The sequence below is a fragment of the Corynebacterium sp. KPL2838 genome (assembly GCF_040225455.1).
Lineage (GTDB): Bacteria > Actinomycetota > Actinomycetes > Mycobacteriales > Mycobacteriaceae > Corynebacterium > Corynebacterium rhinophilum.
The window spans coordinates 1-12,406 of record NZ_JBEHFT010000047.1 but is presented as its reverse complement, the minus strand read 5'-3'; the positions used below and the strand labels follow the sequence as shown (position 1 = coordinate 12,406).

Annotated in this window: 16 protein-coding genes and 1 tRNA gene; 14 read left to right on the top strand and 3 right to left on the bottom strand. The window is 59.6% G+C overall.

The window, feature by feature from the left end; all coding sequences use genetic code 11:
• Window positions 1–50: 50 nt before the first annotated feature.
• The gene (locus ABRP98_RS10890; RefSeq protein WP_502878801.1) at window positions 51–986 is read right to left on the bottom strand and encodes an MsnO8 family LLM class oxidoreductase; all 936 of its coding nucleotides are present in this window, start codon (window positions 984–986) and stop codon (window positions 51–53) included.
• Between the two features lie 20 nt (window positions 987–1,006).
• Window positions 1,007–2,212 (bottom strand): L,D-transpeptidase, encoded by a 1,206-nt coding sequence (locus ABRP98_RS10885; RefSeq protein ID WP_284631058.1) that lies wholly within the window; start codon window positions 2,210–2,212, stop codon window positions 1,007–1,009.
• A 209-nt stretch (window positions 2,213–2,421) separates the two neighbouring features.
• Here ABRP98_RS10885 and ABRP98_RS10880 point away from each other — a divergent pair.
• Window positions 2,422–2,494 (top strand) — tRNA-Lys (locus ABRP98_RS10880).
• Here the strand turns inward: ABRP98_RS10880 and ABRP98_RS10875 are convergent.
• Entirely contained in the window at window positions 2,460–2,765 is a 306-nt protein-coding gene (locus tag ABRP98_RS10875) for a helix-turn-helix domain-containing protein (RefSeq protein ID WP_349859215.1), read from the bottom strand. The genes ABRP98_RS10880 and ABRP98_RS10875 overlap by 35 nt on opposite strands.
• Window positions 2,766–2,877: 112 nt before the next feature.
• Here ABRP98_RS10875 and ABRP98_RS10870 point away from each other — a divergent pair, with 112 nt between their 5' ends.
• From ABRP98_RS10870 to ABRP98_RS10810, 13 genes are all read left to right on the top strand, one after another.
• Window positions 2,878–3,066, top strand: coding sequence for a helix-turn-helix transcriptional regulator (locus ABRP98_RS10870; RefSeq protein ID WP_349859213.1), 189 nt, complete (start codon window positions 2,878–2,880; stop codon window positions 3,064–3,066).
• Complete coding sequence (locus ABRP98_RS10865) at window positions 3,063–3,287, top strand: hypothetical protein (RefSeq protein ID WP_349859211.1); 225 nt, start codon at window positions 3,063–3,065, stop codon at window positions 3,285–3,287. The genes ABRP98_RS10870 and ABRP98_RS10865 overlap by 4 nt, the downstream gene beginning before the upstream one ends.
• 146 nt (window positions 3,288–3,433) lie before the next feature.
• Window positions 3,434–3,643 carry a hypothetical protein gene (locus ABRP98_RS10860; protein WP_349859209.1) on the top strand — a complete coding sequence of 70 codons (210 nt, stop codon included), beginning with the start codon at window positions 3,434–3,436 and terminating at the stop codon, window positions 3,641–3,643.
• Window positions 3,644–4,656: 1,013 nt separating this feature from the next.
• Window positions 4,657–5,007, top strand: coding sequence for an HNH endonuclease (locus ABRP98_RS10855; RefSeq protein WP_349859207.1), 351 nt, complete (start codon window positions 4,657–4,659; stop codon window positions 5,005–5,007).
• A gap of 144 nt (window positions 5,008–5,151) precedes the next feature.
• Entirely contained in the window at window positions 5,152–5,475 is a 324-nt protein-coding gene (locus tag ABRP98_RS10850) for a terminase small subunit (protein ID WP_349859205.1), read from the top strand.
• A gap of 40 nt (window positions 5,476–5,515) precedes the next feature.
• Window positions 5,516–6,862 carry a terminase large subunit domain-containing protein gene (locus ABRP98_RS10845; protein ID WP_349859203.1) on the top strand — a complete coding sequence of 449 codons (1,347 nt, stop codon included), beginning with the start codon at window positions 5,516–5,518 and terminating at the stop codon, window positions 6,860–6,862.
• A 244-nt stretch (window positions 6,863–7,106) separates the two neighbouring features.
• Window positions 7,107–8,168, top strand: coding sequence for a phage portal protein (locus ABRP98_RS10840; RefSeq protein WP_349859201.1), 1,062 nt, complete (start codon window positions 7,107–7,109; stop codon window positions 8,166–8,168).
• Window positions 8,152–8,964, top strand: a complete 813-nt coding sequence (locus ABRP98_RS10835) for an N-acetylmuramoyl-L-alanine amidase (protein WP_349859199.1) — start codon at window positions 8,152–8,154, stop codon at window positions 8,962–8,964. The genes ABRP98_RS10840 and ABRP98_RS10835 overlap by 17 nt, the downstream gene beginning before the upstream one ends.
• Window positions 8,965–9,093: 129 nt before the next feature.
• Complete coding sequence (locus ABRP98_RS10830) at window positions 9,094–9,387, top strand: hypothetical protein (protein WP_349859198.1); 294 nt, start codon at window positions 9,094–9,096, stop codon at window positions 9,385–9,387.
• The gene (locus ABRP98_RS10825) at window positions 9,377–10,975 is read left to right on the top strand and encodes an HK97 family phage prohead protease (RefSeq protein WP_349859196.1); all 1,599 of its coding nucleotides are present in this window, start codon (window positions 9,377–9,379) and stop codon (window positions 10,973–10,975) included. Before ABRP98_RS10830 ends, ABRP98_RS10825 begins: the two co-directional genes overlap by 11 nt.
• Window positions 10,976–10,977: 2 nt before the next feature.
• Window positions 10,978–11,289: a hypothetical protein gene (locus ABRP98_RS10820; protein WP_349859194.1), complete on the top strand. Its 312-nt coding sequence runs from the start codon at window positions 10,978–10,980 to the stop codon at window positions 11,287–11,289.
• A 32-nt stretch (window positions 11,290–11,321) separates the two neighbouring features.
• Complete coding sequence (locus ABRP98_RS10815) at window positions 11,322–11,642, top strand: hypothetical protein (protein ID WP_349859192.1); 321 nt, start codon at window positions 11,322–11,324, stop codon at window positions 11,640–11,642.
• 10 nt (window positions 11,643–11,652) lie between these two features.
• Complete coding sequence (locus ABRP98_RS10810) at window positions 11,653–12,075, top strand: hypothetical protein (RefSeq protein ID WP_349859191.1); 423 nt, start codon at window positions 11,653–11,655, stop codon at window positions 12,073–12,075.
• Window positions 12,076–12,406 lie beyond the last annotated feature (331 nt).

Below are 12,406 nucleotides of genomic sequence, written 5' to 3'. Positions count from 1 at the left end.
AAGTGAAATAATCCTAATACCAGCACGCCAGACCGGCTAAACATATAACTTCACCAACACATCCTGTCGTTTAGGCCCCCCGCGAGATCCGGCATGTCTCCAGTAATCAGGAATTCCTCGACGCCCAGCTGCTTGCCGATGCCCCTTAGTTCCTCCCCCACTTCCCCCACCGTCCCCCAGACGTCGTGGCCCAGGGACTCGTCGATACGGCGCTGTTGCTGGCTCGTTAGCCCCTCCAGGTCCAATTCGCGGGCCGGGCGAAGCGGCGCGAATTCCCCGGTGGACTGGGCCATGACCTTTGCATAGGACTCCGGCAGCAAAAGGTCGCGCGCTTGGTCCGCGGTATCGGCGACGGCGATATTGAGGGAGGAGATGATAGGTGGGGCATCGGCAAGCGCGTGCTCGCGGTAAAGCCGCGCCGCCTTTTCCTGCATCTCTACGGGCCCGCCCAGGATGACGCCCAATCCCAACCGCGCGGCCACCGTAACCGACCGGAAGCCGGCGAGGATATAGAGGGGCGTGCCCGCGTACTCGGGCCGCACCGTGACCGCCTCCTCGCTGCGCAGGTAGCGCAGCAGGGTCTCAACCTCGTTCTCGAACTGCGGCTTGAGCTCCAGCGGATCGCCCTGGCGCAGGGCCTTACGCACCGGTGCCGTAAAGCCCACCGAGGACCCCAACCCAATATCGATCCTGCCCGGATACAACGCCTCCAGAAGGTTGATTTGTTCCGCGACAAGAAACGGCGGGTGGTTGAGCACCATGATGCCTGCGGTGCCCACGCGAATGCGCTGCGTGCGCGCCGCTACGTGCGCGGCCAACATGCCCGGCTGGCCCGCTGGGATGCCCGGCACGCCGTGGTGCTCGGCCAGGAAAAACCTGCGAAACCCCAGCCGCTCCACATGCTGCGCATGCTCGGCTATCCCATCGAGCGTGCCCGCCGCCCCGCGGTCCAAAATAGAAAAGCGCATGGCCACCACTGTAGCCATGCGCCTAAAGGTTGTGCGGATTATTGATTAGCGTCCGCGTTGCCCTTGGACCATTCCTCCCAGGACAGGTTCCAGTCGCCCAAGCCATCCATGGGATTGAGCGTCTCGCCATAGGTATTGAATACGCGGACGATATCGCCGCGCTTGACGGTGTTCTGGAACCACTGCGCTGCCTCTGGCGTGACGTTGATGCAGCCGTGGGAGGTATTGGAGTTACCCTGCGCCCACACGGACCACGGCGCAGAGTGCACGTAGATGCCGGAATAAGACATCTGGGTAGCCCAGTCCACCTCGGTGCTGTACCCGCCCGCATCGTGCGGCAACCCGAAGGTCTCAGAGTCCATCAGCAGCGACTGGTGCTGATCGCCAATGACGTAGCGCCCATTCGGGGTGTCGTATTGGTAGTCGCGGCCCAGCGAAACCGGGATGGTGCGCAGGAGCTCCTTATTCTTGTAGACCTTCATGGTCTTGGTGGCGTTATCCACCAGCGCGACGGTGCGATCCCCGATGGTGAAATCCGTCCCGGTATTTTCCCCGCCGTAGATTCCGCCGCCGAGGTCCTTGCCGTATTGATCGACCTTGACCTCAACCTTGGTGCCCGGCTCCCAATACTCCTTGGGGCGCCAACGCACCTCTTGGTTATTCACCCAGTAGAAGGCGCCTTCTACCTCTGGGGTGGTGGTGACCGTAATCGTGTCCTCGGCAGCCTTGCGGTCGGTGATATAGGTGCCAAAGTTCACGCCGATGACCTGGCCCACGCCTACCTCGGAGCCCGGGATAGGCGTCATCGCCACCTGGGCGACGCCCGCCGCCTGAGACGTAGAAAAGCTCAGGTTCTTCTTATTGCCGTCCTTATCGGAGGCAACGATGGAATAGGTGTGGTTATAGCCAAGATCCTCGGCCGTAGTCCACTTCTTGCCGTCCTCAGAGAGCTTTTCTTCAACTTCCACGCCCAGCTCATTGGTCATGGTCACACTCTTGAGCTCGGTGGTGGATTCCACGGTGACGGGCTTGGAAGGATCGACGTCTTCTGCCCCATCCTTCACGGAGGCGGAAAGCTTCGACTTTTCTTTCTGCTCAGATTTCTCTGCTGAGCTCGAGGTAGTTTCCTTATCCTCCGGGCGGTTTTCGGCGGCGGAATCAACGGAGCACGAGGCTACTACCAGGGAAATGCACGCAATGCTCGCAGCAGCAATGCGGCGGGAATTAGAGAGGGAGTTAATCACTAAGTAGACCTTAGAAACACAGTAGTTCTTTCAAGACCAATCCAGATTATCGCCTTGCCACCCCAAATACCAGAAACAAGCGCACCATTGTCCAAACTGTTATACTCCCCCGAAAACACGCTATGACCAGGCGATTTTACAGTTTTTCAACCGGGGTGCTAAAGTTTCTACTCGTTGCACAGAGAGCCGCACGGCAGGACGTCAACACTGCGCCATTAGCTCAATTGGCAGAGCAACTGACTCTTAATCAGTGGGTTCGGGGTTCGATTCCCTGATGGCGCACAACCTCACCCCCGCCCGGATTATCCGGCGCGGGGGTTTCGCCATATTCGAGCCACTCCAACGAGACACCAGTAGCGAACGCAATAGCGATAATCGTCGTGCGACGCGGGGCCGACTTGCCCTGCTCAATTTTCGCGAGTCCACCGCGCGACATACCGATACGGCTCGCTAATTCTTCCTGTTTCATCCCGGCGGACTCGCGCGCTTTCCTCACACGATCCGCTGTATTCCATTCGGGTATTTTTCCGCCGCTAGCAAATGATGTAGTCATAAGGCTAATTATGGCCATTACCTGCAATAGTAGTCAAATGAACACCCGAAAAGTAGCCATATGACACCCTAGGTGTTGCACACAAGGTGCATAGTGGGATATAAGTATCTTTATGACCACTAAGCACCTACTAGGCACCGCAGGGGCCGCAGAAACGCTAGGCCTAAGCCGTCAAGGTGTCCTAAAACGCGTCAAAGACGGTCGCCTCGCGCCGATTGGCGCGCTTGGCAAGCGCGGTATCTATGTATTCGACCGCGCTGAAATTGAGGCCCTCGCCTCCAAGGAGGCAGCAGCAAAATGAGCATTCCGCTAACCATGTCCAACCTCAAGGAACTTCTGGACGAGATGTACTCGGCTGCTGAGGCCGAGGGCAACGGCACCGCGATGTCAACAATCCTCGATATCCAGGAGGAGGTAGAGGTGTCTTTCCATGAGGCACCGGTCCGCTACATCGAGAAGGTCGACGCTGCGCAGGTAGCTTCGCAGGTGCGTCTAGCCCTCGGTAAAGAGGGCGAACTGTGATGACGCGGGCTAACAACCTTGAGAACCTTAACACCGGCGACTTGCTGGAACTTCAAGGACTGCTCGCCGCTTACACCAAGCTGCAGTCTCAGTGCTTTCACGTCCTCAGTCGCCGGGGTGTATCTGAAAAAGAGCTAACTCGCATTATGGAGAACGCTGCAGACCACGCCCTGGACTGGCTCGACGATCCAAATAAGAGCGAGCTTTCGGCATACAGCTGGTTGCGGTTCATCGTTGGGGAGTCATTCGACCCGGTGTATTCAAACGATGACGCGGCCGAGCTGAACCGGCTTAAGCGCTATCTATTGACCGCATCGTTGGTGTGTGTCGAGGCGGGTGACTTGCCCGATGACTAGCGCAGAATGCCCGCATTGCAGGGAGCGCACGCCCCACCGCCGCTCTGAATACCGCTGCACCGGCTGCAAGCGGGCATTCGCTCGCTATCACGTGCCGCCCGAAGAGAACGGCGTGCGGCTCTGCTTGGATTGCCGAGCCAAGCTGCACAACACGAAGAAGCTGTTCTAGCGCCCCATGTGGATTAATCCCGCTAACTTTCGTCGCACCCCACGGCGGGGTTAATCCACATGAGTCGCTAAGCACTCCAACGCTAGAGGACTCACACAACTGAATTCACGCCCCGCGAAGAGGGCGGACCCCCGGCTCATGGTGTGAGCACCGGGTAAAAACAGCCGCACGCGCTCAAGAGCTTTCACCACATTGATAAGTGCCCCGGCCTAGCGCCCCGGAGCCGCCTACCGCTGACTAGCTACCAGTGGCAGGCGTGGTACTGAGAGGCCCCGTGCATGGAAAGGCACGCGGGTCTATTAGTCATGGGATGACGATGGAAAGCGGTTCAAAACTGGGATTCCAGCACTGGGGAGGTCATCGACCAAGAGATTCCCCTTTAGGGGATTCCTATCAATGGGACCTTAGGCCCCTGGGACAGTAGCTAGATTGGAGACAACCCCGTGCCCACAATGACCGTCAACTTCCAGGACATCGCCACCCGATACGAGGGGGCTCAGTGCACTAGGTATGGCACCCCGGCTGATTGGGACGTCCAGTCCCCTGGCTCATGGTGGGAACTGCCTAAAGGGCAGCTACCTCGCTCGGTCGCTGCGATGATGGCCGCCGCCTTGTGTGAGGACTGTCCGTTGCTTTCCATGTGCGCTCGAGACGCTCTCATTGAGGAGCCGGTGGGGGTCATTCGGGCGGGTATCCCGGTGACTACTGGATTCAAGCCAGCGCGGTGGAATAAGGCGGTGTGGACCGCTGTGGCGTCCGGTGGCGACCTGTATCGCAGCCTCGAGGGTATATCGCCTGATTGGGATACTATGGCCGCTCAGGCGTACCTGGACAGGCATAGGCCATGGACGTGGGGGGAGCTGGCACGCCTACCCCGGCGGGCCCGGATAGTAGGGGCCCGCCCACCGAGGGCGGGGGTCCGACGGTGACGGGGGCCTGGAGCGGGCGACGCGCCCGGCGATTGGTGCAAGCGACGTTAAACCGCTATGGCGATGTGTGTCATCTGTGTGGTCATCGAGGAGCAACAACAGCTGACCACATCATTCCTCGCTCGCGTGGTGGTGATGATTCGCTGGACAATCTTCGACCAGCTCATCTGTCATGCAATTCATCGCGTGGAAACATGTCGCTCGATGAATGGAAGATAAAACATCCACTGAAATCAAATCGTGTTGCACCGAGTCGAGAGTGGTGAGAAATGAAAAATCGAAAAGACTTTTTTAAAAAATCGGGTCCCGGAAGCCCCCGCGCCAGCCCGTCCTTTTCTCCCCGGCGCAGGGTAGCCGGGGGTTAGTCCCCCGGCCCCCACCCCCCTTAAATCACGTTACGAAAGGCCGCTATGTCAGAAGCATTATTCGAAGTTAGCAGACCTAAAGGTCGCCACGCCGCCATGCTAGAGACCGCCATCGACGCCGCTCGCGAGAACGGACTACTCGAGGCAGTCGACGAGGGACTCATCTCGATAGCCCGCGCTAACGCGCTCGCCCTGGACGAGGCCGAGGCCTCGCCGAAACCGTATTATCCAATTGCCCAATTGACCGGGCCCTATCGCGAGGTGCTCGAGGCCCTACAGATGACACCGGAGACGAGGGAGGCGAAAGCAAATGACGAGCTCACTCAAGCACTTCGCGAGCTATCCACGCCCGCGGTACGGAACCCCTAGACCTACCGGACCAACCTGGGGACCGCACATCTGCAAAATCATGGACTGGCTCGGAACCCCGGCGATGCCGTGGCAGGAATACGCCGCCGATGTCATCGGAGAAATCGACCCGCGCACCGGTTTACCTCGGTGGCCGATGGTGATCATCTCTGTGCCCCGTCAGGCTGGTAAGACGACTCTAGTGCTCGCTGCCTGCATTCATCGCATGCTCACCGGCGAAAAGCGCCGCGTCTGGTCTACCGCTCAGACTGGACTTAAGGCACGAAAGAAGTGGATAGAGCAAGTCGAGAGCATCGAGACCGGCGCGTTTCCACTGAAAGAATTATTCAAGGTCAAAAAGAGCCAAGGAAGCGAACAGCTGTCCATTCCGCGCCTCGGCTCGCACTTTTCGCCGCACCCGCCGTCCGAGGACTCGCTGCATGGCGAGCAGTCAGACCTGAATTTCATCGATGAGGGATGGGTCTTTGACGAGGCCCAGGCGCAGGCGCTCATGCAGGCTATCGTCCCAACGCAGACGACACGGCCGGGCGCGCAGACGATTATCGTCTCGACGATGGGCACCGCCGCCTCGACGTGGTTCCATGGCCTAGTGGACCGAGCCAAGCAACCCGGCTCGCGTATCGCTTTACTTGAGTGGGGCATCGGTCCGGACGATGATCCAAGCGACCTCGAGACCGTAGCCGCTGCGCACCCGGCGTACGGGCATACGCTCAACATGGACGCCCTGGAAGCCGCCCGGCACCAACTCGCGCCAAGCGAATTCGCCCGCGCTTATGGCAACCGCCCGACCGGGGCTCGCGAGCGATTCATTCCGCTCGAAGCATGGCAATCCGCTCAGTCGGAAAAGATGATCCCCGATGATGCACCCGTGGTATTCGGCGCAGCCGTATCGATGGACCGCACCGAGGTCGCCATCGCCGCTGCAGCATGGGGAGATGACGGCATTCCCATCATCGAGATAGTCGACGTGCGGCCCGGCACCGGTTGGGCACTGAACCGCCTGCAGAAACTGGTCGAACGCCATGACGCGCCGCCGCCCCTGGTCGACAAGATTGGACCGAGCGGCACACTGGCAGACCAGCTACGCCAAGCGGACCTGGAACCGCCGAAATTCTTCGCACGGGACCTATCTACCGCCTGCGCTGAGCTCATGGACCGCATCACCCGTGTCGATGTTGATGGTGTCGCCGCGCCCGATATTCACATTCGACCCGATGAGTCGCTCGACATGGCCGCCGAGCTCGCCGAGCAACGGCGCATGGGCGACGCGTGGGCTTGGGACCGCAAGCGCCCCGCCGGGTCCATCGCCGCCCTGGAGGCCGCCACCCTCGCGCTATTCGCCCTTATGCACCGACCGGCCGCGCCCGCGGCACCCGTCATCTACTAAAAGGAATCTAATGGACCCATATCTACGCATCGACGAGTCTCTATTCTGCACACTGGCAATATGCGATAAGTGCGGATGGCGACATATAGCGGGCGCACCGGCGACCGCCTGGAAAGAGCTCGCCCTGCATGCCAAGGCCGCTCACAATGACCGGCACGCGACCACTGCAGCTCGGCACGCTATGTGGTGGCACAAAGAGCGAGCGATTCGCAGCCGCTAGACCTGCAGGCCCCTAATAGACCTCATGGGAATAATTAGCCGCATCAAAGAGGCACTCAACGCGCCTGCGCTCTACCACCCCAACGCTATCGCGAGTCCACTATCATCCGGCGACATACTCGCCCCGGTATTCGCCGGACTCGACATGCCGAGCCTTGATGGGGCGGTAACGCGAGATATGGCCATGGCCGTGCCCGCCCTGGCTCGAGCCCGCACACTCATATGCTCGACCATCGCCGGGGTGCCACTAGTATCAGTCGATAAAAGCGGCGACGATGACGGCCGCACACCGGATTACATCGAAACCACATACGGCGATGTATCGCCATACCACCGCATGCTCTGGACCATCGACGACCTATTCTTTCACGGCTGGTCGCTCTGGGCTGTCGAGCGCGACAATCACGGCCTGGTCATCGACGCCGCCCGCGTGCCGTTCGAAATGTGGTCACTCGACCAAGACGGAAACGTCCTAGTCGATGGACAACCGGCTCGCGCCGATGATGTCTGCCTAATCCCCGGAATTTCCGAAGGCATCCTCACCACCGGCCGCTCGAGTATCGCGCAAGCGCACCAGCTATTACGCGCAGCAGCTCGCGCCGCCGATAATCCCAGCGCCCAGGTCGAACTGCACCAGACCAACGACGCGCCGATGACCGAGGAGGATGTAGACCGGCTCATCGCCCGATGGGCTCGCGCCCGCGCAGGCGAAAACGGCGGCGTCGCCTACACCTCCAACGGCATTGAGGTCAAAGAGCACGGCGCGAGCTCGGAGCACCTACTCATCGAAGGCCGCAACGCGGCCGCCGTCGATATCGCCCGCCACGCCAACCTACCGGCGACGATGGTCGACGCCACTCTATCGGGCTCGAGTCTGTCGTATCAGAACACCGCCGCCCGCATGTCTGAATTAGTCACATTCGGGCTATCGCCGCTCATGAACGCGGTTGCGGCCCGCCTGTCGCAAAACGACATGACCGCCCCCAATATTCGCCTGCGATTCGACCTAGACCAAACATTTGAAGATTTGTCAAGGGTCTATCAGATTCAAAAACAAGAGGAGCAAAACAATGAACCAAATCCTTGATTGGTCACAACGATTCGGATTCGGCGCGTACCGACCACCGAGCCAGATTCGGAATATCTTTATCCACACCACCGAAAACGCATTCTCCACACCTGCAGAAAACGTCGCCAACTACCAGATTCGCAGCCAGTCCGGTTCATACCACCAACTAGTGGACCGCTCGAAGGTGCTCATCGAGAACACCGACGACTGGCTCACGTGGTCTACCGGTAACTATGGCAACGACATTGGCCTGCACCTGTCTTTCGTGGCCTACTCGGCATCGACCCGCGAGGACTGGCTCGCTGAGGAGCGCAACCACGGCACCATCACCCGCGCAGCTCGACAAGTCGCCGCCTGGTCGAAAAAGCACAACATCCCACTAGTGCACATCGACGGCGGCGGCCTACTCACGAGCCGCCGAGGCGTATCCACGCACGACGCTGCCCGCGTGTGGGGCGGCACCGACCACACGGACCCCGGAAAAAACTTCCCCATGGACGTGTTGCTGGAAACCGCCGAGAAGCTCAAGACCAACCCCGCGCAAGCCGCACCTAAGAAAGAGGACGATATGTTTACCAACGAGGACCGCAAGAAACTCGACCGTATTTACTTCGAGCTCACCCACCAGTTTGAAAGCCGCGTCGACCTGGACGCCGGTAAGAAAGTGCCGTTCAAGGACACCGCCATTGGCTATGCACTCGAGGCCGATAAGAAGTTGGAACTAGTGCCCGGTAGCAAGCTGGCTGACGCGTTCAATACGCTGACGGCGATGGTCAAAGAGCTGCAGACCGAGGTCAACGAGCTGAAAAAGTAATGTCCGCACTAACCATCATCGTGTGCTTACTGTGCTGTGCTCTGATTGGCGGCGTGGCGGGCGGTGTCGCCTCGGCCGTCATCGTGCTTGATTCGATGGCCCGCCATGCGCCCCGGCACCCTAGAAAGCATGAGCACCGAGCCGCCCCCACCAAGTCAAGTTAATCACCCGTGGCGCGCAATTCTTCGCACTGGAATTACCGCCCTGATTGCACTAATCCCCATCTTTCCCCAAATAGCTGACGCCGCTGACATCGACGAAATTCCAGCAGTAGCGCAATTCCTCGCCACGCTGGTTGTAATCCAGCGAGTCATCACGCTGCCAAGTGTCGAGAATTGGCTACGGCGATTCTTCCCGTGGCTCGCAGCAGAAAGCTATGACTACGAGGGAAAGCACCGAAAGCAGGAAACCAATGAAGATTAAGGGCACCGTCATCCCGTACGGAGCACCTGGACGAACGAACGGCGGAATCCTAAAAATCAACGCCGGTGCCGTCACCGTGCCCGCTGACATTGGCCGCGTGAAATTGCTACGAGACCACTCCACGCAGCCCGGCTGGACGCCCGTCGGTCGCGCCGTCGCCATGACCGAGACCGAGGACGGCCTCGAGATGGAATTCGAAATCGGCGACACCGAGGATGGCCGCGTAGCCGTCGCTGACATCGAGGCCGGTATCCGCGACGCGCTCAGTGTGGAAATCATCGACACGGAAGTCAAGGGGAACCAGCTCACGAGCGGCATCCTCACCGCCGTCGCGCTGGTCCCGATCCCCGCCTTCGAGGAGGCCCGTATTTCTCAAGTCACCGCTGCGCAAGCGACCGATGACGATGAACGAGTAACGATTCAATTCGCAGCCGATTCGCCCGCCCTAGCTACCGCCCCGGATACTCAAAACGACCCGCAACCGGAAGAGGACACCATGGAAAAAAAGACGATCCGCAAGACCATCAACGAGGAAAAGACCACGCCCGCATCTCCCAACGATGGTGAGACCACGGACAACGACGAGGACAACGACGAGGACGAGGAAGAAGAGGACGACCGTACCGAGGCCGCAAACGTGACCGCCGCCCGCGCACCTCGAGGTCTCATGGTTAAGCAGTCCGCACCGCTGACTTTCTCCCAAGCAGTCGAGACGATCCAGCGCATGCGGACCGGCCAAGCAGGTGCCGAGATGACCGCCGCGCTCGCTGACATCACCCGCTCGGCTAACCCCACCGTGTCTGCACCGCAATGGCTCGGACAGATGTGGGACGGCGCGGACTACCAGCGCGAAATCGTCCCCACCTTCACGCAGGGCACGCTGACCCGCATGAAGGCCGTCGGATGGCGCTTCACCAAAAAGCCAGAAGTAGATGACTACGAGGGCGATAAGGCCGAAATTCCTACCGGCACCGTGGCCACCGAGGCCGTGGAAGTCAACGCCAAGCGCCTGGCCGCTGGACACGACATCGACCGCGCATATTTTGACTTCAACGAGTCGGAATTCCTGCAGGCATTCTTCAACGCTCGCGTTGTGGACTACAAGCTCAAGACCGACGAGCGCGCCGCCAAGTTCGCAGTCGACTCTGCCAAGACCGCCCCGGAAGTAACCACCGGAACCGAGCCAGACCTACTGCACGCAGCCGCCCGCGCCCGTCTACTCATCAAGCAGCGCACCCGCGTCGAACCAACCACCTACCTGGTCAACCCAGCATCGATGTTCGGCCTTTTCCAGATTACGCAGCTGGATAACCCCGCATACCTCGACCTACTCGGAGTCAAGCCCGAGCGTTTCCTCGCCACCGACCTTGTACCCGAAGGCCAAGTCATCGCCTACGCTAAGCAGGCAATGACCTGGTTCGAACTACCGGGCTCGCCAATCCGCGTTGATGCCGAGCGCATCGACCACGGCGGCAAGGACAGCGGCATCTTTGGCTACTACGCGTCCATCCTCAACAACCAAAACGGCATCGTCGCTGTCAAGTTCAACGAGGCGACGGCTGGCCCCGTAGCAAACTCTGAGGGCTAACCATGTCTGACATCGTAAGCACCGAGGATGTCCTGCACGCTATGCAGCTCGGAGAGCGCGACCGCCTCGAAGTTGATGATGTAGTCGCCGCGGTAAACGCACTCATCATCAACTACAAGGGCGACCGCGATGACTGGCCTTCGCACTGGAAGCACGGTGCCAAGATGTTAGCTATGCGTATCTACCGCCGCCGGGACTCCCCCGGTGGTGTGGAAGCACTCGGAGAGCTCGGACCGGTCTACGTCTCACGCAATGACCCGGACCTCGCGCAGCTACTCGAAATCGGTCGATACGCTAAACCGGTGGTGGGATGATGATTAAAGACAAACTCGACCATATAGTCACAGTGACTAAAAAGGTCGGTATCCCAGCAACCATCGACCCACCCCGCATCACCCCGCCGGGGGCATGGATAAGTGCCCGCCGCCTATCCACACAGACATTTCCCGGATACTTTTCCACGGTGGCCGATGTCTACCTCATCGCCCGCGACACCGGAATTATCCAAGCAATAGAGACACTCGACGACATGCTCGAGACCATCATCGGTGCCATCGAAGAAGATGACCGCCTCGAAATCACCGACAGCGCCCTGGACGAGTCCGTGACCCTACCCCACGGCGCTGCACCACTACCGGCCTACCGGCTCACACTCGAAATACTGTAAGGAGACCATCATGGTTGCACGTGCACCTCGCGCACAAAAGCTCGGACCTGGAGAACTGAAAATCGGCGGCGACGAGCTCGACATCTCATGCCAGATGACCGAAGTGAAAGTCACCTGGGACATCGACGAAGATGATCCCGTACCCGTCTTGTGTGGCGGGTCCATGCCCGGCGATACCACGTACGCTGCCAAGCTCGAGGGTGAGGCCTACCAGGACCTCACCGAGGGCGGCATCATCGATTACACGTGGAAGAACCGCGGTGAAGTAAAGACCGTAACCTTTACACCAACTGCAGGTAAGGCCAAAATCACCGGCTCGGTAATCATCCAGCCCATCGAGCTCGGCGGCGAAGTCGGTAAGAAAAACACCGCCGACATCGAGTTCCGCTTCGCAGGTGACCCGGTATTCGAGCCGAACGCGGCAGAAGAGTAACCCTTGGCATATCAGGGGCTGAAGATTGAAGGCGGCCGCCAATTGCGCCGCACCCTAAGGGAGGCAGGCGACGACCTCACCGACCTTAAAGACGCTAACGCTCAGGCAGCGAGCATCGTCTCGAACCGGGCTAAGTCATGGGCACCCACACGCACCGGCCGCCTGCAATCCTCGGTCCGCTCATCCGGCACTAAGACCGCTGGCATCGTTCGAGCGGGTAACAACCGCAAGTCCAAAAACGGGGTGCCCTACGCATTGAACTGCTCCCCATTAGTTGGACTGAGAAATCAGTTACCGACTAGTAGGGAGTAGTTTTCTTTGAGAGCACGAA